20 protein-coding genes are annotated in these 20,860 nt (G+C 65.0%); 16 read left to right on the forward strand and 4 right to left on the reverse strand.

Annotated elements, in window-relative coordinates; translation table 11 throughout:
• Positions 1–9: 9 nt before the first annotated feature.
• The 4 genes from V6Z91_RS10615 to nudB all read left to right on the forward strand — a co-directional run bounded on the left by V6Z91_RS10615 (position 10) and on the right by nudB (position 3,480).
• The gene (locus V6Z91_RS10615; RefSeq protein ID WP_338770180.1) at positions 10–297 is read left to right on the forward strand and encodes an FmdB family zinc ribbon protein; all 288 of its coding nucleotides are present in this window, start codon (positions 10–12) and stop codon (positions 295–297) included.
• A gap of 16 nt (positions 298–313) precedes the next feature.
• Positions 314–901: a DUF502 domain-containing protein gene (locus tag V6Z91_RS10620; RefSeq protein WP_338771793.1), complete on the forward strand. Its 588-nt coding sequence runs from the start codon at positions 314–316 to the stop codon at positions 899–901.
• A 52-nt stretch (positions 902–953) separates the two neighbouring features.
• The gene (gene aspS, locus V6Z91_RS10625) at positions 954–2,759 is read left to right on the forward strand and encodes an aspartate--tRNA ligase (protein WP_338770183.1); all 1,806 of its coding nucleotides are present in this window, start codon (positions 954–956) and stop codon (positions 2,757–2,759) included.
• A 259-nt stretch (positions 2,760–3,018) separates the two neighbouring features.
• Positions 3,019–3,480, forward strand: a complete 462-nt coding sequence (gene nudB, locus V6Z91_RS10630) for a dihydroneopterin triphosphate diphosphatase (RefSeq protein ID WP_338770186.1) — start codon at positions 3,019–3,021, stop codon at positions 3,478–3,480.
• A 7-nt stretch (positions 3,481–3,487) separates the two neighbouring features.
• Here nudB and V6Z91_RS10635 read toward each other — a convergent pair whose 3' ends face one another.
• On the reverse strand, positions 3,488–3,844 hold the full coding sequence (locus V6Z91_RS10635; RefSeq protein ID WP_338770189.1) for a hypothetical protein: 357 nt from the start codon (positions 3,842–3,844) through the stop codon (positions 3,488–3,490).
• Between the two features lie 240 nt (positions 3,845–4,084).
• Here V6Z91_RS10635 and V6Z91_RS10640 point away from each other — a divergent pair, with 240 nt between their 5' ends.
• The 11 genes from V6Z91_RS10640 (at position 4,085) to V6Z91_RS10690 (ending at position 16,390) form a co-directional block, all read left to right on the forward strand.
• Positions 4,085–4,894: an endonuclease/exonuclease/phosphatase family protein gene (locus V6Z91_RS10640; RefSeq protein WP_338770192.1), complete on the forward strand. Its 810-nt coding sequence runs from the start codon at positions 4,085–4,087 to the stop codon at positions 4,892–4,894.
• 4 nt (positions 4,895–4,898) lie between these two features.
• Positions 4,899–6,068, forward strand: coding sequence for a cardiolipin synthase ClsB (clsB, locus tag V6Z91_RS10645; RefSeq protein WP_338770194.1), 1,170 nt, complete (start codon positions 4,899–4,901; stop codon positions 6,066–6,068).
• A complete protein-coding gene (locus V6Z91_RS10650; protein WP_338770196.1) occupies positions 6,068–6,448 on the forward strand; it encodes a S4 domain-containing protein in 381 nt (126 codons plus the stop codon). Before clsB ends, V6Z91_RS10650 begins: the two co-directional genes overlap by 1 nt.
• A gap of 322 nt (positions 6,449–6,770) precedes the next feature.
• Positions 6,771–7,358 (forward strand): TetR/AcrR family transcriptional regulator, encoded by a 588-nt coding sequence (locus tag V6Z91_RS10655; RefSeq protein WP_338771795.1) that lies wholly within the window; start codon positions 6,771–6,773, stop codon positions 7,356–7,358.
• A gap of 75 nt (positions 7,359–7,433) precedes the next feature.
• Complete coding sequence (locus V6Z91_RS10660; protein ID WP_338770198.1) at positions 7,434–9,224, forward strand: acyl-CoA dehydrogenase C-terminal domain-containing protein; 1,791 nt, start codon at positions 7,434–7,436, stop codon at positions 9,222–9,224.
• Positions 9,225–9,242: 18 nt separating this feature from the next.
• Complete coding sequence (locus V6Z91_RS10665) at positions 9,243–11,636, forward strand: 3-hydroxyacyl-CoA dehydrogenase/enoyl-CoA hydratase family protein (protein ID WP_338770200.1); 2,394 nt, start codon at positions 9,243–9,245, stop codon at positions 11,634–11,636.
• A 38-nt stretch (positions 11,637–11,674) separates the two neighbouring features.
• A complete protein-coding gene (locus tag V6Z91_RS10670; protein WP_338770202.1) occupies positions 11,675–12,871 on the forward strand; it encodes an acetyl-CoA C-acyltransferase in 1,197 nt (398 codons plus the stop codon).
• Positions 12,872–12,950: 79 nt separating this feature from the next.
• Complete coding sequence (locus V6Z91_RS10675; protein ID WP_338770205.1) at positions 12,951–13,727, forward strand: enoyl-CoA hydratase; 777 nt, start codon at positions 12,951–12,953, stop codon at positions 13,725–13,727.
• 269 nt (positions 13,728–13,996) lie between these two features.
• On the forward strand, positions 13,997–14,938 hold the full coding sequence (locus V6Z91_RS10680) for a hypothetical protein (RefSeq protein WP_338770208.1): 942 nt from the start codon (positions 13,997–13,999) through the stop codon (positions 14,936–14,938).
• Between the two features lie 184 nt (positions 14,939–15,122).
• Complete coding sequence (locus tag V6Z91_RS10685; RefSeq protein WP_338770210.1) at positions 15,123–15,680, forward strand: sigma-70 family RNA polymerase sigma factor; 558 nt, start codon at positions 15,123–15,125, stop codon at positions 15,678–15,680.
• Positions 15,677–16,390: an anti-sigma factor gene (locus V6Z91_RS10690; RefSeq protein WP_338770212.1), complete on the forward strand. Its 714-nt coding sequence runs from the start codon at positions 15,677–15,679 to the stop codon at positions 16,388–16,390. The genes V6Z91_RS10685 and V6Z91_RS10690 overlap by 4 nt, the downstream gene beginning before the upstream one ends.
• A 107-nt stretch (positions 16,391–16,497) precedes the next feature.
• On the opposite strand, the gene V6Z91_RS10695 is transcribed toward V6Z91_RS10690, so the two are convergent.
• Complete coding sequence (locus tag V6Z91_RS10695; RefSeq protein ID WP_338770214.1) at positions 16,498–18,147, reverse strand: DUF4394 domain-containing protein; 1,650 nt, start codon at positions 18,145–18,147, stop codon at positions 16,498–16,500.
• A gap of 118 nt (positions 18,148–18,265) precedes the next feature.
• A complete protein-coding gene (locus V6Z91_RS10700; RefSeq protein ID WP_338770216.1) occupies positions 18,266–19,084 on the reverse strand; it encodes a class I SAM-dependent methyltransferase in 819 nt (272 codons plus the stop codon).
• 63 nt (positions 19,085–19,147) lie between these two features.
• On the opposite strand from V6Z91_RS10700, the gene V6Z91_RS10705 reads away from it, so the two are divergent.
• Positions 19,148–19,582, forward strand: coding sequence for a helix-turn-helix domain-containing protein (locus V6Z91_RS10705; protein ID WP_338770218.1), 435 nt, complete (start codon positions 19,148–19,150; stop codon positions 19,580–19,582).
• 6 nt (positions 19,583–19,588) lie between these two features.
• On the opposite strand, the gene V6Z91_RS10710 is transcribed toward V6Z91_RS10705, so the two are convergent.
• Positions 19,589–20,845 (reverse strand): MFS transporter, encoded by a 1,257-nt coding sequence (locus tag V6Z91_RS10710; RefSeq protein ID WP_338770221.1) that lies wholly within the window; start codon positions 20,843–20,845, stop codon positions 19,589–19,591.
• Positions 20,846–20,860: the final 15 nt, after the last annotated feature.

A 20,860-nucleotide genomic window follows, 5' to 3' on the forward strand; every position in this document is an offset into this window, starting at 1 on the left:
GAGTAAAAGATGCCTATCTACGCTTACCGCTGCGAGGAATGTGGCTTTACCAAGGATGTGCTGCAAAAGATCTCCGATCCGCAGCTCACGGAATGCCCTTCCTGCGGCAAGTCCACCTTCAAGAAGCAATTGACCGCGGCCGGCTTTCAGTTGAAAGGCACCGGCTGGTATGTGACCGATTTCCGTGGCGGCAATGCGCCAGCCACCGGCGTGGCCGGAGGTTCGGCCAAGAGCGACACGGCGAAATCCGACACATCGCCCGCCCCGGCGCCGGCCCCTGCCGGCGACAAGCCATAAGGCGCCGATGAACCTGATACGCAAGTGCTTCCTGACGGGCCTCCTGGTCCTGGTGCCTCTGGCCATCACGGTCTGGGTGCTGAATATCATCATCAGCACCCTGGACCAGTCGCTGCTGTTCGTCCCGCAGCGCTGGCAGCCGAGCAACCTGGTGGGGTTCGACATCCCCGGCTTCGGGGCGATCCTCACCATCGTCATCGTGTTCGTCGTTGGCTTGCTGGCCAACAACCTGATCGGCAACTACATCCTGCGGTTGTGGGAAAAGTTGCTGCACCGTATTCCTGTCGTGAGTTCGCTGTACGGCAGCGTGAAGCAGGTGTCGGACACGCTGTTCTCGTCCTCCGGCAATGCCTTCCGCAAGGCCGTGCTGATTCCTTATCCGCACGCGAACTCGTACACGATCGGGTTCCTGACGGGCGCCCCGGGTGGCGACGTGAAAAACCACCTGGTGGGAGACTACGTGTCCGTGTATGTGCCGACGACGCCGAACCCGACCTCCGGCTTCTTCCTCATGATGGCGCGTGAAAACGTGGTGGAGCTCGACATGACGGTCGATGCCGCCCTGAAGTACATCGTATCGATGGGCGTGGTGGCGCCGGAATGATGCGCCCCCATCACTCGCCCGAGTAAACAATCAACCCTGAAGAGAAATAACCATGTCTATGCGTACTCATTACTGCGGGCTCACCACCGAAGCCCTGCTGGGCCAAACCGTCAGCCTGTGCGGCTGGGTGCACCGTCGCCGCGACCACGGCGGCGTGATCTTCATCGACCTGCGCGACCGTGAAGGCCTGGTGCAGATCGTCTGCAATCCCGAGCAGGCCGAGGTGTTCAAGACGGCCGAGTCCGTGCGTAACGAGTACTGCCTGCGCGTGACCGGCGTGGTGAAGGACCGCCTGGCCGGTACCGTCAACAACAACCTGAAGTCCGGCAAGATCGAAGTGATCTGCTCGCAGCTGGAAGTGCTGAACCCGTCCGTGGCCGTGCCGTTCCAGCTGGACGACGACAACCTGTCCGAAACCACCCGCCTGACGCACCGCGTGCTGGACCTGCGCCGCCCGCAGATGCAGAACAACCTGCGCCTGCGCTACAAGGTCACGATGGAAGTGCGCAAGTACCTCGACGAGCTGGGCTTCATCGACATCGAGACGCCGACCCTGACCAAGTCCACGCCGGAAGGCGCGCGCGACTACCTGGTACCGTCGCGCGTGAACGCCGGCCAGTTCTTCGCGCTGCCGCAGTCGCCGCAGCTGTTCAAGCAGCTGCTGATGGTCGCCAACTTCGACCGCTACTACCAGATCACCAAGTGCTTCCGCGACGAAGACCTGCGCGCCGACCGCCAGCCGGAATTCACGCAGATCGACTGCGAAACCTCGTTCCTGAACGAGCAGGAAATCCGCGACCTGTTCGAAGACATGATCCGCAAGGTGTTCAAGAACACCCTGTCGATCGACCTGCCGAACCCGTTCCCGGTGATGGACTTCGCCACCGCGATGGGCCTGTACGGCTCGGACAAGCCGGACATGCGCGTGAAGCTTCAGTTCACCGAGCTGACCGACGTGATGAAGAACGTCGACTTCAAGGTGTTCTCCGCTGCCGCCAACCTGCCGAACGGCCGCGTGGTCGGCATGCGCGTGCCGAAGGGTGCCGAGATGCCGCGTTCGGAAATCGACGCGTACACCCAGTTCGTTGCCATCTACGGCGCCAAGGGCCTGGCCTACATCAAGGTCAATGAAAAGGCCAAGGGCCGCGACGGCCTGCAATCGCCGATCGTGAAGAACATCAACGACGAAGCGCTGGCGCAAATCCTGGAACTGACGGGCGCGCAAGACGGCGACCTGATCTTCTTCGGCGCGGACAAGGCCAAGGTGGTCAATGACGCGATCGGCGCGCTGCGCGTGAAGATCGGCCACAGCGAATTCGGCAAGAAGAACGGCCTGTTCGACGACGTGTGGGCACCGCTGTGGGTGATCGACTTCCCGATGTTCGAGTACGACGAGGAAGACGACCGCTGGACCGCCACGCACCACCCGTTCACGGCGCCGAAGGATGGCCACGAAGACATGCTCGAAACCGACCCGGGCGCCTGCCTGGCGAAGGCCTACGACATGGTGCTGAACGGCTGGGAGCTGGGCGGCGGTTCGATCCGTATCCACCGCGAGGAAGTGCAGTCGAAGGTATTCCGCGCGCTGAAGATCGGCGCCGAGGAAGCGCGCCTGAAGTTCGGCTTCCTGCTGGACGCGCTGCAGTACGGCGCCCCGCCGCATGGCGGCCTGGCGTTCGGCCTGGACCGTATCGTGACGCTGATGACGAAGTCGGACTCGATCCGCGACGTGATCGCCTTCCCGAAGACCCAGCGCGCGCAAGACCTGCTGACGCACGCTCCTTCCGAAGTAGACGAAAAGCAACTGCGCGAGCTGCATATCCGCCTGCGCGCCGCCGAGCCGAAGGTGGCTGGCTAAGAAGTGGAGAGGGCGCCGAGGCGCCCTTTTTTACATCCGCGGCGGAAGATCCGCAGGGGTCTGTCCCCGGTAAGTGTCGGCGCTTGTGCTTGCAGGCAGCGCTGCGAGGGGACTGACCCCGGTTTTTGCTTGAGCCAACGGCGCGCTGGCAGAAAACCGGGGTCAGTTCCCTTGAAGCGCCGACAGCGAGCGCGAAGGCCCGCACTTACCGGGGACAGACCCCAGCGGATCCACCGCCGCTCGAGACCTCGAGCTGCCGATGAACAAACCCCCAAAAATCCCCATCTCCGTCCTGGTCGTCATCCACACCCCCGACCTGGAAGTGCTGCTGATCGAACGCGCCGGCCACCCTGGCTTCTGGCAATCGGTCACCGGCTCGCTGGACGCCGTCGACGAGCCCTTGCTGGCCACGGCCACGCGCGAGCTGTTCGAGGAAACCGGCATCGTTGCCGATGGCGACCGAATCGTGTTGCGCGACTGGCAGATGTCGAATGTGTACGAGATCTACCCGATCTGGCGCCACCGCTATGCGCCCGGCATCACGCACAACACGGAGCACGTGTTCAGCGTGGAGGTGCCGCGCGACGTGCCCGTGATGCTGTCGCCGCGCGAGCACACGGCCCATGTGTGGCTGCCCTGGCTGGAAGCCGCGGACAAATGCTTTTCCGCCTCGAACGCCGAGGCAATCCTGCAATTGCCGCGCGTGCTGGGGAAGCGCTAAGCAGCCTTTAAAGGGTAGGCCGCCGCGAGCGCTGCAGCTGCGCCACCAGCAGCGCGATGCCGGCGGCGGCCAGCAGCGGCAGGTTGGCCGGCTCCGAGACTGACGCCGCCTGGGCCGGGCTGTCTGCCGGCAAGGCGATGTCTCCGCTGGCTCCATAGATGAGCTGGGTCACGAGGCTGTTGCCGGCGTCAAGCCCTGCCAGGGCTGCGGGTTTGCCAAACGCATTCGTTTCGGACAGCACGATGTGTGGCACTGCCGGGTCGGCCGGCGCTTCGCCGCCGCCAGGCGCCATCGCCAATGCGGACGCCGATGCCAGTGTTGCCAGTGCAGTGCAAAAAGTGGTGCAGAACGTCTTGATCGCCATCTTGCCCTCCCGTTCGAGTCAGTGGTCTTATGGAATGTCTCCTTGTGGTTTCCACTATAGCGATATCCCGGCTTTTCGCGCCAGCCTATCGTGCGCTGATCACACAATTGAGTGCGGGATGAGGCAAACGAGCCACTGTCCGGGCTACACTGCCGGACTGAGCGGTTCGAGACTGCAATCGTGTCCCCGGCGCACGATTGCTCAGGAAGAAAGAGCACGGTTGGCGCTAGAATGGCTTTCATGAAGATCAAAGTCGCCACCTACAACATCCACAAGGGCGTTTCCTACCGCAGCAAGCCGCGCGTGCTTGCACTCAAGCAAGCCATCGAGGCGTTCGATGCCGACCTGATCTTCCTGCAGGAGGTGCAAGGGCAGCACGACCGCATCGCCGCCCGGTTCGGGGAAGAGCGCCACGGGCAACGGCACTGGCCGCAGGGCAGCCAGCACGAGTTCTTCGCCGGCGAGTCCCATCAATCCGTGTATGGCTTGAATGCGCAATACGACCATGGCCACCATGGCAATGCGCTGCTGTCGAAGCACCCGATCGCCAAGTGGACCAATACCGATATTTCCGATCATGCCTATGAGGCGCGGGGCATCCTGCACTCGATCGTCGAAACGCCCAAGGGCGTCGTGCATTGCTACGTGATCCACCTGGGCCTGTTCGAGCGCAGCCGCGTGCGGCAAACGCAGGCGCTGATCGACGCGGTCAACTCGTCCGCACCGAACAACGAGCCGGTGATCATCGCCGGCGACTTCAACGACTGGCGCAATACCCTGAGCGCCAAACTGCACAAGGCGCTGGGAGTGGTCGAGGTGTTCGACGAAATCGGTGCCGGCTCCAGCCTGGGCGACCTGGTCCGTACCTTGGCGCGGCGGCAGGCAGCCATCCGTCCGGCCCGCACCTTCCCATCCGCCTTGCCCTTCTTCCGCCTGGATCGCATCTACGTGCGCGGCTTCGAGGTAGAATCGGCGCAGGTCCTGCACGGCCCCATGTGGGCCAAGCTCTCGGACCATGCGCCGCTCGTCGCTACCTTGAAACTGTTATAGCGTTATGCGCCCCGTCGATTTCATCGCCGACAACGAAGTCAAGCTCCTGCACTGCGGTACCGAATTCTTCCCGGCCTTGCTGGAAGCAATCGATGCCGCGCAGTATGACGTGTATTTCGAAACGTATATCTTCGCCGACGATGAAACGGGGCAGGCGGTGCAAGCGGCGCTGATGCGCGCCGCGCAACGGGGCGTTACCGTGCGCATGATCACCGATTGGTTCGGCACGGGAGCGCGGCGTGTGCAGCGCATGCATGGGCAGTTGATCGAAGCGGGCGTCGAGCACCGTATCTTCAACCCCTGGTTCAAGCGCGGCATTTCTCGCACGCACCGCAAGATCTGCGTGGTCGACCGCTGCATTGCCTTCGTTGGCGGCATCAACGTCAACGACGACATGTACTGCGACTACGACCACAGCATCGCCCTGGCCGCGCCGCGCTGGGATTTCGCGGTGGCCGTGAAAGGGCCGCTGGTGGCGAACATCCATCGCGAAGCGGTGGCGCAATGGCGGCGCCTGGGCCGCATGCCGCTGACCGAAAGGATCGGCCTGTACCAGGAAACACGGCGCGCCAACAAGGCCGCCGCCGAAGCCGCCACAACGGTGCAAGCCGGCTTCGTGGTGCGCGACAACCTGCGCAACCGCCACACCATCCAGCGCGCTTACCTGAAGGCCATGGGCGTAGCAAAGAAGAGCGTGCTGCTGGCCAACCCGTATTTCGCGCCGGGCCGCAAGTTCCGGCGCGCCCTGTCGCAGACGGCCCAGCGTGGCGTGCAGGTGACGCTGCTGATCGGCGTGGGCGAGCACTGGCTGCAGGATGCCGTGGCGCACTCGTTCTACCCCAAGCTGCTTGCCTCCGGCGTGCGGCTGGTGGAATACCGCAAGACCCAGCTCCATGCGAAGGTGGCCGTCATCGACGATGAGTGGGCAACCGTCGGCTCTTCCAATGTGGACGGGTTGAGTCTTTTCTTGAACCAGGAAGCGAACGTCGTGATCAAGGATGCCGCCTTCGCCCGGGACCTGCGCCGCCACATCGAGGCAGCGCTCGCCGAGGGCGTGGAAATCCACCCGCACGAATACGAACACGTCGGCCGCTTCCGCCGCATCGGCTACGAGATCGCCTACGTGGTGTACCGCACGCTGATGCGCATTTTTGCAGTAGGAAAGTACGCTTGATGGATAACGTAAGGATCGACAAGTGGCTGTGGGCCGCGCGCTTCTTCAAGACGCGCAACCTGGCCATCGACGCGATCGATACCGGTAAGGTGAAGATCAACGGCGACCGCGTGAAACCCGCGCGGCTGCTCAAGCTGGGCGAAAAGCTGTACATCAACAACGGCTCCGACGAATGGGACGTGCTGGTGGTGGGCCTTTCCGACCAGCGGCAGGGAGCCCCGATTGCCCGCACCCTCTATGAGGAAAGCGCCGAATCGATCGCCCGGCGCGAAAAGGAATCGGAACGGCGCCGGCTGTTCCACGAACCGGCCGCCGACTTCAAGGGCCGGCCCACGAAGCGGGACCGGCGCGTGCGCGAGCAGATCGACCACGGCGAGTAAGCCCCGCGCCCCACGAGGCGCTGGTGTCGTACACTATTTTCCGGGGCGCTTCACCCCGGAAAATAGTGTACGACACCGGTTTTCCCCGCCACCGCCACCATCCCAAAAGCCCCCGTCAACCCCCGTGCGCAACGCCGGCTACAAAATAGAACGCCACCTCTAACAATCCCGTTTGACATTTATCCAGCCCTGGATAATAGTACGAGCGTTCGTAATTTTTTTCACACGAAGCAAATCGGCCGGGGGAAAATCGAAGTTCCTTCTCCTCCACAAGCCGGAAGCCAAAGTGAGTAACTTAGCCATTAATACCTCGACCAAATTCATGCGCAAGGGTGAGATGACCCGCGCCGCCATCCTGGATGTGGCGTTGGACCTCGCCAGCCGGGACGGGCTGGAAGGCCTGACCATCGGCCTGCTGGCGGACCGGATGAACATGAGTAAATCGGGCGTGTTCGCCCACTTTGGCTCGCGTGAAGACTTACAGCTGGAAGTCTTGAAGCTTTACCACCGCCGCTTCGAACAGGAAGTGTTCTACCCCAGCATCAAGGAACCGCGCGGCTTGCCCCGTCTGCGGGCCATGTTCGCGCACTGGGTCAAGCGCGTATCGATCGAAATCGCCTCGGGCTGCATCTATATCAGCGGCGCCGTCGAGTACGACGACCGCCCTGGCCCGATCCGCGAAGCGCTGGTGACGATGGTCGGGGCATGGCAGGGTGCGCTGCTGCGCGCCGCCGAACAGGCGATCGAATGCGGTCACCTGAAGGCGGGCACGGATGCGCAACAGCTGGTGTACGAGATGTATGGCCTGATCCTGGCCGTGCACCACGACGCCCGCTTCCTGCGCATGCCCGGCGCCGTCGAACGTGCCACGGTGGGCTTCAATCGTCTGATCGAGAATTACCAGTCTTGAATCAAGCTTAATTGCCGCCGGACCCGCGAGGTCCGGCAAACCAATCACAACAGCCTTTAGTCGCAGGAGATAAACATGGGTCAATACGTCGCGCCAATCCGGGATATGCAGTTCGTCCTGCACGAGTTCCTGAACGTGGCAGAACAACTGAAGGAACTGCCGGCCCACGCCGAGACCGATGCCGACATCATCAACGCCGTGCTGGAAGAGGGCGCGAAGTTCACGTCCGAAGTGCTGTTCCCGCTGAACCACTCCGGCGACCGCGAAGGCTGCCACCACGACGCCGAAACGAAAACCGTCACCACGCCCAAGGGCTTCAAGGAAGCCTACAAGCAGTACGTGGAAGGCGGCTGGGCGGCGCTGGCCTGCGACCCGGAATACGGCGGCCAGGGCCTGCCCGTGGTGCTGAACAATTCGTTCTACGAGATGCTGAACTCGTCGAACCAGGCATGGACGATGTACCCGGGCCTGTCGCACGGTGCCTACGAGTGCCTGAAGGAACACGGTACCGACGAGCAGAAGCGCCTGTACCTGCCGAAGCTGGTGTCCGGCGAATGGACCGGCACCATGTGCCTGACCGAGCCGCACTGCGGCACCGACCTCGGCCTGCTGCGCACCAAGGCGATCCCGAACGACGACGGTTCCTGGACCATCACCGGCAACAAGATCTTCATCTCGGCCGGCGAACATGACATGTCCGAAAACATCCTGCACCTGGTGCTGGCCCGCGTGCCGGACGCACCGGAAGGCTCGAAAGGCATCTCGCTGTTCCTGGTGCCGAAGTTCCTGCCGAACCAGGATGGCACGGTGGGCGAGCGCAACCCGATCTTCTGCGGCGCCATCGAGGAAAAGATGGGCATCCACGGCAACTCCACCTGCCAGATGAACCTGGACGGTGCGAAGGGCTGGATCATCGGCCAGCCGAACAAGGGCCTGAACGCCATGTTCGTGTTCATGAACGCCGCCCGCCTGGGCGTGGGCATGCAGTCGCTGGGCCTGACCGAAGTGGCATACCAGAACGCCCTGGTGTACGCCAAGGACCGCCTGCAGATGCGCTCCCTGTCGGGCGTGAAGGCAGCCGACAAGCCGGCCGACCCGATCATCGTGCACCCGGACGTGCGCCGCATGCTGCTGACCGCGAAAGCCTTCGCCGAAGGCGCCCGCGCGCTGACCAGCTACGTGGCCCTGCAGATCGACCGCGAACTGAACCACCCGGATGAAGAAGTGCGCAAGGAAGCGGCCGACGAAGTGGCCCTCTTGACCCCGATCGTGAAAGCGTTCATCACCGACAACGGCTGGATCGCCACCTCGGAAGCCATGCAGGTGTTCGGCGGCCACGGCTACATCGCCGAGTGGGGCATGGAGCAGTACGTGCGCGATGCGCGCATCAACATGATCTACGAAGGCACGAACACCGTGCAGTCGCTGGACCTCTTGGGCCGCAAGATCCTGATGGACAACGGCTCCAAGCTGCGCAAGTTCGGCGAGAAGATCCGCGCCTTCGTGGAAGACAACGGCACCGACGAAGCGATGTCCGAATTCATCACCCCGCTGGGCGACCTGGGCGAGAAAGTCACGAAGCTGACGATGGAAATCGGCATGAAGGCATTCCAGAACCAGGATGAAGTGGGCGCTGCCGCCGTGCCTTACCTGCGCGTGGCCGGCCACCTCGTGTTTTCGTACTTCTTCGCGCAGATGGCCAAGATCGCGCTGGAAAAGAAAGACTCTGGCGACAAGTTCTACGAATCGAAGCTGGCCACCGCGCGCTTCTACTTCGGCCGCCTGTATCCGGAAACCGCGATGCTGATCCGCCAGGCACGTTCGGGCGCAGCGAACCTGATGGCGCTGGACGCCGACCTGTTCTAACAGATTAAGGAACGAGAAATGACCAACTTCACTGTTAAAAAAGTCGCCGTCCTGGGCGCCGGCGTGATGGGCGCGCAGATCGCCGCCCACTGCGTGAACGCCAAGGTGCAGGTCGTGCTGTTCGACCTGCCGGGCAAGGAAGGAACTCCGAAGAACGGCATCGTGCTGCGCGCCATCGAGAACCTGAAAAAACTGTCGCCGGCACCGCTGGGCGACAAGGAAGACGCCGCCCTGATCCAGGTGGCGAACTATGAAGACAACCTGGACCAGCTGGCCGATTGCGACCTGATCATCGAAGCAATCGCCGAGCGCCTGGACTGGAAGCACGACCTGTACGAGAAGGTCGCCCCGCACATCGGCGCCAACGCGATCTTCGCCTCGAACACGTCGGGCCTGCCGATCCACCAGCTGGCCGAAGGCTTCGACGCGGACCTGAAGGCGCGCTTCTGCGGCGTGCACTTCTTCAACCCGCCGCGCTACATGCACCTGGTGGAACTGATCCCGACGGAAAGCACCCGTCCGGAAATCCTGGACCAGCTGGAAACCTTCCTGACCTCCGCGCTGGGTAAAGGTGTCGTGCGAGCGAAAGACACGCCGAACTTCATCGCCAACCGCGTGGGCATCTTCGGCATGCTGGCCACGATCCACCAGGCCGAGAAGTTCGGCCTGTCCGTGGACGTCGTCGACGACCTGACGGGCGCCAAGCTGGGCCGCGCCAAGTCCGGCACGTTCCGCACGGCGGACGTGGTGGGCCTGGACACGATGGGCCACGTGATCAAGACCATGCAGGACAACCTGAAGGACGATCCGTTCGCCGCCGTCTACAAGACGCCGGAAGTGCTGGCCAAGCTGATCGAGAAGGGCGCGCTGGGCCAGAAGACCGGCGGCGGCTTCTACAAGAAGGTGGGCAAGGACATCCAGCGCCTGGACTTCGCCACCGGCGAATACGTGGCGGGCGGCGCGAAGGCTGCCGACATCATCGGCCGCATCCTGAAGGAAAAGGACCCGGTCAAGAAATTCAAGGCGCTGCGCGAATCGACGAACCCGCAAGGCCAGTTCCTGTGGGCGATCTTCCGCGACGCATTCCACTACATCGCCTACCACCTGGAGTCGATCGCCGACAACGCGCGCGACGTGGACTTCGCGATGCGCTGGGGCTTCGGCTGGAAAGTGGGCCCGTTCGAAACGTGGCAGGCCGCCGGCTGGAAGCAGATCGCCGAGTGGGTAAAGCAGGATATCGAAGAGGGCAAGGCGCTGACGAACGCACCGCTGCCAAGCTGGGTGTTCGAAGTGGCCGACAAGGGCGTGCACACGCCGGAAGGTTCGTACTCGGCCGCGTCGAAGACCTACGTGCCGCGTTCCGACCTGGCGGTCTACAAGCGCCAGGAATTCCGTGCGCCGGTGCTGGGCAGCGGCGAGACCGACCCGTCGAAGGCCGGCACCACGGTGTTCGAGGACAACGACGTGCGCCTGTGGCACTCGGGCGACGACGTGCTGGTGATCTCGCTGAAGACGAAGATGCACGTGATCGGCCAGGGCGTCATCGATGGCCTGAAGCGCGGTCTGGCTGAAGCGGAAAAGAACTTCAAGGGCCTGGTGATCTGGGGCACGGATGCGGCCGAAGGCGGCGCGTTCTCCGCCGGTGCCGACCTGCAATCGGCCCTGCCGGCCTTCATGGCCGGCGGCGCCAAGGCGCTGGACCCGCTGATCCGCGACCTGCAGAACACCTTCATGGCGATGAAGTACTCGAACGTTCCGGTGGTGGCCGCTGTCGCGGGCCTGGCACTGGGCGGCGGCTGCGAAATGGCGCTGCATGCATCGCGCCGCGTCGCTTCGATCGAGTCGTACATCGGTCTCGTGGAAGTGGGCGTGGGCCTGATCCCGGCCGGCGGCGGCCTGAAGGAAGCGGCGGCACGCGCCGCCAAGGAAGCCAAGGGCAACGACATCCTGCAATTCCTGAAGACCGGCTTCATGAACGCGGCCACCGCCAACGTGTCGAAGTCGGCACTGGAAGCGAAGGCGATGGGTTACCTGAAGGAAGACGACATCATCGTCTTCAACCCGCACGAACTGCTGCACGTGGCGAAGGTGACCGCGCGCTCGATGTTCGACCAGGGCTACCGCGCACCGCTGCAGCGCCCGATCACCGTGACCGGCCGCTACGGCTGGGCCACGATCCGCGGCCAGCTGGTGAACATGCGCGACGGCGGCTTCATCTCCGCCCACGACTACAAGCTGGGCGACATGATCGCCGAGATCGTGTCGGGCGGCGATATCGACCAGGGCAGCGTGGTGTCCGAGCAGTGGCTGCTGGACATGGAGCGCAAAGCCTTCCTCGAACTGCTGAACAACCCGAAAACGCAGGAGCGGATCATGGGCATGCTGCAGACCGGCAAACCGGTGCGCAACTAAGTTGGGCCAATGAGCGCAGAACCCTTAGGACAAAAAACATGAGCAAACAACTGCAAGACGCATACATCGTCGCCGCGACCCGCACCCCGATCGGCAAGGCCCCGCGCGGCGTATTCAACAAGACCCGCCCGGACGACCTGCTGGTACACGCGATCCGCGGCGCCATGGCCGCCGTGCCGAACCTGGACCCGGCCTTGATCGTCGACGCGATCATCGGCTGCTCGTTCCCGGAAGCGGAGCAGGGCTTCAACGTGGCGCGTAACGCCGTGGTGCTGGCCGGCCTGCCGAATACGATCGGCGGCGTGACCGTCAACCGCTACTGCGCATCGGGCATCACCGCGCTGGCGATGGCGGCCGACCGCATCCGCGTCGGCGAAGCCGACGTGATGATCGCCGGCGGCGTGGAATCGATGTCGATGGTGCCGATGATGGGCCACCATCCGTCGATCAACATGGACACGTTCAAGGATGAAAACGTGGGCCTGGCCTACGGCATGGGCCTGACGGCCGAGAACGTTGCCAAGCAGTGGAAAATTTCCCGCGAAGACCAGGATGCCTTCGGCCTGGAATCGCACCGCCGCGCCATCGCCGCCCAGCAGGCCGGCTACTTCAAGGACGAGATCACGCCGGTGGAAGCGATCACCCGCACGCCGGACCTGCGTACCGGCGAAGTCAAGGTGTCCAAGCGCCTGGTCGAGCTGGACGAAGGCCCGCGCGCCGACGCGTCCGCCGAGGGCATGGCCAAGCTGAAGCCCGTCTTCGCCGCCAAGGGCAGCGTGACGGCCGCCACGTCCTCGCAGATGTCCGATGGCGCCGGCGCGCTGATCGTCGTCTCCGAGAAGATCCTGAAGGAACACAACCTGACGCCGCTTGCCAAGTTCTCGTCGTTCGCCGTGCGCGGCGTGCCGCCGGAAATCATGGGCATCGGCCCGAAGGTGGCGATTCCGGCAGCGCTGGCCGCGGCCGGCATCACGCAGGACCAGCTGGACTGGATCGAACTGAATGAAGCGTTCGCGGCGCAAGCGCTGGCCGTGATCCGCGACCTGAATCTTGATACGAGCAAGGTGAACCCGATGGGCGGCGCGATCGCGCTGGGCCATCCGCTCGGCGCGACCGGCGCTATCCGCGCCGCGACCGTCGTGCACGCCCTCCGCCGCAATAACCTGAAATACGGCATGGTCACGATGTGCGTGGGCGCTGGCATGGGCGCGGCAGGCATCATCGAGCGCGTGTAATCCACGCCAGGGTAGAAGAGCAATAAAAAGGGCGCCGCGGACAAAATCCCGGCGCCCTTCATCATTCAAAGGAAGAGACATGGCTATCGAAGTCAGCAAGACCAACGGCATCCTCACGCTGGAATTCAACCGCATCGAACGCAAGAACGCCATTACCTCGGCGATGTACCAGTCGCTGGCCGACGCCATCAACGCGGCCCAGGAGGATACCGAAGTGCGCGCGATCCTCATCACCGGGAAGCCGGAAGCCTTCACGGCCGGGAACGACCTGGAAGACTTCATGAAGACGGCGGCGACCTACACCGGCGCCTTCGGCGACCGCCCCGTGTTCCAGTTCATGCGCGCGCTGTCCGGTTCCGCCAAGCCCGTCGTCGCCGCCGTCAGCGGTCTGGCCATCGGCATCGGCACCACCTTGCTGATGCACTGCGACCTGGTCTACGCGGCCGACTCGACGAAATTCTCCGTGCCGTTCACGCAGCTCGGCCTGTGCCCGGAATTCGGTTCTTCGCTGCTGATGCCGCTGGCTGGCGGCCACGCGCGCGCCGCCGAGAAGCTGATGCTGGGCGAGCCGTTTACCGCGCGGGAAGCGTACGACATGGGCATCGTGTCGAAAGTGCTGCCCGCCGCCGAGGTGCTCGACCACGCCCGCGCGCAAGCCGCCAAGCTGGTGGCGCTGCCCGCTGCCTCGATCCGTACCACCAAGCGCCTGATGACGACGTCGCGCAAGGCGCAGCTGGAAGCGATCATTGCCGAGGAGAGCAAATTGTTCTTCGAGATGCTGCAGGGGGCGGAGGCGAAGGAGGCGTTCACGGCGTTCTTTGAGAAGAGGAAGCCGGATTTCACGAAGTTCGCTTGAGAAGAGGAGCGGCGCCGATGCGCGCCGTGAACCATCACGTCGTACATCCAAGCTTGAGTTGCCGCACGACGCAGGCTTGTAAGTCAGGGGACGTTCCCTGTCCGCTTGCCAAGTCATACAATAGGCCACAATGTAGCCCTGAAAAGTCCAAAGCCCGCTTAAGCGGGCTTTGTCCTCAATTTACAAGGGCACGACCAGTTTCCTGGAAAACCCCTGTCTCTATGCGCAAAGCATAGCACTGCTAACTGTTGACGGTCAATAGCTCACCGATGCTGAAACACCTCACTGTTCCCAGGCTTGCAACCATGCAGGCCTTTTTCAAATGCACATCCGACAACGACGTCCTTGGTTGCTACGCGTGGAATCAAGCAGTCGGGGCAGGCATGCTTCCGATACTAGGAGACTTTGAGGTTGGCTTGCGGAATGCACTGCACAGAGCGCTCTCCCAGCACTTCGGCAATGTCGACTCCTTCGATTGGATGATGCCGCGACCTAACCCAGCACATATCATCAATCCGGCTGCGCCTGCGTTCCTTCCTGCCAAGCACAAGCTGAATGCGAAGTCGAGTGACGATGTGAAAGCTGCGATCGGTAAAGTCAAAGGGAAGAAGCCGGCAGGTTACGTCGTGACGCCGGACGACATCGTGGCCGCGTTGCCCTTTGGCTTCTGGGAGGTCTTGATTTCTGGCCTGAGCCATTCGTCCCAGCCGGCAGGCCTCCAAACGACCATTTTGGCAGCAGTCTTTCCCAACGTGCAGCACACGCCCGGCGTGTCATACGGCGATCCAGCCTTCAAAAAACGGGTCACGGATTTGCTGAAACGAATCAGGGATGTTCGCAATCGAATCGGTCATCACGACGCACTCTGGGCTACGCCGGAGTTCAATGAGCTAGGCGCTCTTGGTTTCATACCGCGCAGACCACGTCATACCGTCAGCAGCTTCATGTACTTTATCGATCGCGTTTCCTGGTTCGCAGGCTGGATTGATCCGCAGATATCGCGACACATGCAGAACGGCGATCATTGGTGGTCTCTGCAGGCCTTGTTACATCGCCGCGCGCTGGCACTGTACCGTCAGCACGGAGGAGCAGTAGGAACATTTCGGGAAATCCTGGACAAGGCGGACCTGCCCCGGCGACACCGGCGAAGCCGCGACAGGCCCCAGCCGAAGTTTCGCGAGCGATTGTTGCAAAGCCGATTCTTCTACTAACCGCGGGCAAACCCTCGCAGAATGAGGCCTTGCTGACTTGGTTCGCGCTTGATGTGGCGACGGCCCACGCCGGGCGATAGGCGTAAGCCACGGGCACCAGCCGCGCTGCGGTACCAAACTCTTCAATATATAATCGCCGACACCCGGGCCGCGGTATCCGCCCGCCACTGACGACGGAAACGCCGTGCCCATCGCCCCCGAACAATTCGACTACGAAGCCGCCCTGCGCGGCTGCGCGCGCGGCGACCGCCAGGCGCTGCGCAGCCTGTACGACCAGGAGGCGCCGCGCCTGCTGGGCGTGGCGCTGCGCATCGTGCGCGACCGGCAGGCGGCGGAAGACGTGCTGCACGACGCGTTCGTCAGCATCTGGACGAAGGCAGGCAGCTTCGATGCGGGACGCGGCGCCGGCCGCGGCTGGATCTACAGCATCGTGCGGCACGGCGCGCTGGATGCGGTACGCAGCGGCGCGCGCGAAGTCCTTGTCGACGATGAGGAAACGCTGGACGCGATCGATGGCGCCGCCGCCGCGCAGGTCGCCGAGGCGTTCGAATTGCGGCAAGACCTGGGCCGGCTGGAGCACTGCCTGACGCAGCTGGACGCGGCCAAGCGCAACAGCATCCTGTATGCCTATGTGGATGGCTGCTCCCATTCCGAGATCGCCGAGCGCCTGAAGTCGCCGCTCGGCACCGTGAAAGCCTGGATCAAGCGCGGGCTGAACGCGCTGCGGGAGTGCATGGTATGAGCCCGATCCGCGATCCCCACGAACTGGCCGGCGAATACGTGCTCGGCACCCTGTCCGCCGAGCAGCGCCGCGAAGTCGAGCGCGCGCTGCCGGACGATCCTGCGCTGCGTGCCGCCGTCGCGTACTGGGAACAGCGGCTGCTGCCGCTGACGAGCCTGGCCGAACCGGCCGAACCCTCCGCCGCGCTGTGGGCGCGCATCGAGCGCAGCGTGGCACCGGCCCGTTCGGCGGCGCAGCCGCCGGCTGCGCGCTGGTGGGACAGGCTGACGTTGTGGCGCGGCCTTGCCGCCGGCGGTTTCGCGGCCGCGGCCATCATGGCCGTCGTGGTCGGCGTGCGCCTGCAGGCGCCGGAGGTGCCGGGCTCGCAGGTGCCGGACTATATGGTGGTGCTGGCGACGCCGCAGAATGCGGCGCCGGGCTGGGTGATCCGTGCCACCGGAGCGGACACCATCCGTCTCGAACCGCTCGTGAAGACCGACGTGCCGGCGCAACGCGCCCTGCAACTGTGGACGAAGGCCGACGGCTGGAGCGGGCCGGTATCGCTGGGCCTCGTCACGCCGGGGCAGGCGGTCGACGTGAAGCTGGACAAGCTGCCGCCGCTGCAGCCGAACCAGCTGTTCGAGATCACGCTGGAACCGGAGCAGGGCTCGCCGATCGGCCGGCCGACCGGTCCGATCCTGTACATCGGCCGCGCCGTGAAGGTCATGTAGCGGGGCTGCATGCCCGGGCGGGCGCATCGCCGGCCGGGGCATCTCATCCTTCCTGCAAGGGCCGCGCCCGGAACCGGGGCGCGGCGTCTCGTCCAGCCGGTCGCTCCTTACTTGATCATGATCGCGATATCGCGCACGCCGCCGGTGCCGCCGATCACGGAAGTGGCCGGCGCCGCCGTGCCGTTGACCGGCGTCGCCGTTCCCGACATCAGGTCGACCCGGTACAGCGTGCTGGCGCCGCCTGCCGTGGAGCGCAAGGCCGCCAGCGCAAGGCCATTGCCGCCGCCCGCGATATCGAAGCCGGCATCGCCCGCCACGTCCACGCCCAGGCGGCCCACGTCCATCAGGGTGCCGTCGTTCGGCGGCGCCTGCATGGCCAGCACGTCGTTGACGCTGTCGAGGTCATACAGGATGGTGGTCGCGGTGCCGGCCACGCTGTTGCTGTAGGCGGCCGCCGTGACGGCGGGCGTGCCGCCGGCCCGGTTGATGGCGCCATCCGTCGTGGTCGCGCCCGTGTCCACGTTGATGCGCAGGTTCTGGCCCGTGTCGCCGATCACGCGCAGGCGGTCGGCGACTGGATTGAAGTCCACGGCGAAGGCGCCACCGGCAATGGCCGTGAAGGGCGCCGTCGTATCCGCGGCGTCGGCCATCAGCGTTGCCTTCACCGTCGCTACCCCGGTCGCCGGATCGATCGTGACCAGCCGCGCGGCGGAGGTGAGGCCGTACAGCATGCCATCCTTCGGCCGCACGTCGATGCCCAGCAGCGTTTCCCCGCCGTTCAGGCCAGTCACGGTCAGCGTCGTGTCGATCGTGCTGGGCGAGGCCGGCTTGAAGCCCAGCAGGCGGTTGTCGTCGGACAGGCCGATCACCATCGGCGCCCGGGCGGGGCGCAGCGCGATGCCGCGGATGTCCTCGGAACCGCCGATGGCGCCGACCAGCGTGGAGGCATTCGTGGTGGCCGCGAGATTGATGCTGTAAAGGTTGCGCGCGCCGCCCACGGTGGCGATCACGTAACCCATATTCGTGCGCGCATCGATGTCGAAGCCGTTGGTGCTGCCGGCATCGACGCCCAGCGCCACGGGCGTGGCCAGCGTGCCGTTGTTCGGCGGATTCTGGATGTACAGCATGTCGGTGCCACTGTCCAGGGCGTACAGGGTGGTGGTGCCGGTGCCGGCGAACGAATTCGTGTAGGCCGACGCGGTGATCGCCGTGCCGGCGGCACCGCCATTGATCGCGCCGTCGGTGGTCGTGGCGCCGGTGTCGACGTTGATGCGCAGGTTCTGGCCCGTATTGCTCACGACACGCAGGCGGTCGGCCACGGGGTTGAAGTCCACGCCGAAATCGCTGCCTGCCAGTGCGGTGAAGGGCGCCGTGGTATCGGCCGCGTCGGCGACCAGCGTCGACTTCAGGGTGGCCATGCCGCTTTCCGTATCGATCGTGTACAGCCGGCCGGTCGAGCCGAGGGCGTACAGCTTGCCGTCGGCCGGCCGGTAATCGATGCCGAGGAGGGTTTCGCCGCCCTGCAGGCCGGACACGGTCGCCGTTGTCCGCACGGTGCCGGGCGCATCGCGATTGAAGGAGATCAGCCTGTTGCCGCTGGTAAGGGCGAACACGTCGCCCGGCGGCACCGGGACGCCCGGCGTGGGCGTCGGCATCGGCGTTCCGGCGTCTTGGTGGCCGCCGCCGCCACCGCAGGCGGCCAGGGTCAGCGCGATCGAGACGGCAAGGGCAAGCGTGGAAAACTGGGGTCGGTTCATGGTCTGTCCTCGTGAGTTGTCTGCTCAACAGCTGCCGGAATGGCAACGTTGGTGCGGTTACTACTCGCGAGGAAGCCGATCGGATGCAGCCGCCCGCAAATTCTTTTTCGCCGTTCCGTCAGGCAATGGCGCGCACCCGCCAACAGGCGGCGGTGAAACAGATCCGGTCGCCCTGCACGAACGGGTCGAGCGCCGCCCGCGCGATCGCGGCGATGCGCTCGCGCTCCTCCGGCGCCAGCGTCGGCAGCAGATGCCCGAGTGGGCCCATCCGCGCGGCGTACAGTTGCGCTCCGGCGGCCGGGTAGGAGCACGGTACGTCGGCCGGCTCCAGCGTGACCGCCTGCCAGCCGGCTTGCGCCAGGATGCCGCGCACCCGTTCCGGCCGGGCAAGGGCGAACTGCCCGGGGCCGTCCGGCTGCCGGGGCGGCAGTTGCGGCAGCAGCGGCGCCGTGGCTTTCTCCGCGGCCGTCATGTAGGGGTTGTCCGCCGCATCCCGCCACACGAACATGTCCAGCCGTGCGCCGGGGCGGGCGGCTTGCCGGAGATTGCGGAAGGCGGCCACGGGGTCGCCGAAGAACATCACGCCGAAGCGCGAGATGACGGCGTCGAAGCCGGCCGGCGCGAAGGCGTGCTGCTGGGCATCCGCGCAGACGAACGTGGCGCCGAGGCCGAGCCGGGCGGCCGTCGCGCGCGCGGCGTCGATCATCTGGGCCGACAGGTCGACGCCCGTGGCGTCGGCGCCACGGCGGGCGGCCGCCAGCGTGGTGCTGCCGGTACCGCAGCCGACATCCAGCACCCGCTGGCTGGCGCCGATCCCGTCCGCGAGCAGCGTCTCGATGGGGCGGAACATCTCGTCCAGCAAGTCGCGCAGATCCACCCACGAATTGCCGGCAGTGCCGTTCCACAGCGCGGCTTGGGTGATTGGCGTGGCAGTCATGTCGCTTCCTTTCGTAATGGGCACCATGCTATCGTGCCACTTCAAGTCCACTTGAGGTCAAGCATGGCACTGGATATCGGGGAAGTGGCACGGCGCAGCGGCGTCGCGCCCTCCACCTTGCGCTACTACGAAGAAAAGGGGTTGATCGCCTCGAGCGGCCGCAATGGATTGCGCCGGGTATTCGACGGCGCCGTGCTGGAGCGGCTGGCGCTGATCGCGCTGGGCCGCGCCGCCGGCTTCTCGCTCGGCGAGATCGGCGCGATGCTGTCACCCGACGGCCGTCTGCACATCGACCGTGCCACGCTGCTGGCCCGGGCAGACGACATCGACTCGACGATCCGCAAGCTGGCCGCCGTGCGCGACGGCCTGCGGCATGCGGCGCAGTGCCAGGCGCCCAGCCATCTGGAGTGCCCCACCTTCCGCCGCATCATGAAGGCCGCCGCCGCCGGCCTTATCGCGTCGCCGGAGGCGCACCCTGTCGGCCGCAAGGGGCGGTAATACCGTTCAGGCGGGCGCCAGCCGCGCCACCGGCCGTTCTTCCCTGATGGGCAGGTTCACCAGCGCGGCTGCCAGGGCCAGAGCTGCGTCGGCCCACCACATCCAGCTGTAGTCGCCCGTCGCCGTGACGGCGATCCCGCCCAGCCAGGCGCCGAAGAAGCCGCCGACCTGGTGGCTGAACAGCGTGAGGCCGAACAGCGTGGCCAGGTAGCGGGTGCCGAACAGTTTCGCCGTCAACCCGGCGGTCGGCGGCACGGTCGCCAGCCAGGTGGTGCCCAGCACCGCGGCGAACACATAGAAGGTCATCGCTTCCTTCGGCGCCGCCAGGTACAGCAGAACGGCGGCGGCGCGCGTCGCGTACATCCAGAACAGCAGCGTCTTCATGCGCACGCGGGAACCCAGCGCACCGGCAAGCAGGCTGCCCGCCACGTTCGTCAAGCCGATGATCGCCAGCGATGTCGACGCCACGGCGGTGCTCAAGCCGCACAGGTTCACTTCGCCCGGCATGTGCGTGACGAGGAAGGCGATATGAAAACCGCACGTGAAGAATCCGGCGTGCAGGCACCAGTAGCTGCGGTCGCGGAAGGCGAGCTTCAACTGCGCGCGCAGCGTGATGCCGGCCACGCCGCCGGCCGCGCTACCGGTTGCGTTGGCGGGCTTTGGCTCGCCGCGCAAGCGCCAGGCGAGCGGCGCCGTGGTCAGGGCCAGCGCGGCCATCATCCACATCGCGTGCATCCAGCCGAAGGCCGCCATCACGGCCCCGTTCAGCGGCGCGAATACGAACTGGCCCATGCTGCCGCCGGCATTGATCACGCCGTTGGCGAAGGAGCGGCGCTCGGCCGGGATGTGCTGGGCGGTGGCGCCGATCAGAATCGAGAAGCTGCCGGCTCCGGCACCCGCCGCGCTGAGGATGCCGATGGCGAAGATCAGCCCCCATTCGCTCGTGACCTGGGTGGTTAGCGCGGAGCCGGCGGCGAGCATGAGCGCTCCCAGCACGATCACGCGGCTAGGCCCCCAGCGGTCGGCCACGGCGCCGAACAGGGGCTGCACGGCGCCCCAGACGAGCTGGGCGACCGCCATGGCGAAACTGATGGCGGCCACGCCCAGGCCGGTATGGGTGTTCAGTGGGGACAGGAACAGCCCCAGCGATCCCCGTGTGCCCATGGTGACCATCAGGATCGCGGCGGCCGTGAGTACGATCAGCCAGGGCGTCGCCGGCGCGGGCGCGGGGGCCGAGAACGGGTTGGCAGCTTGCTTGTGCATGAGTTTTCCTCCATC

This window comes from Massilia sp. METH4 (assembly GCF_037094685.1).
GTDB lineage: Bacteria > Pseudomonadota > Gammaproteobacteria > Burkholderiales > Burkholderiaceae_D > Rugamonas.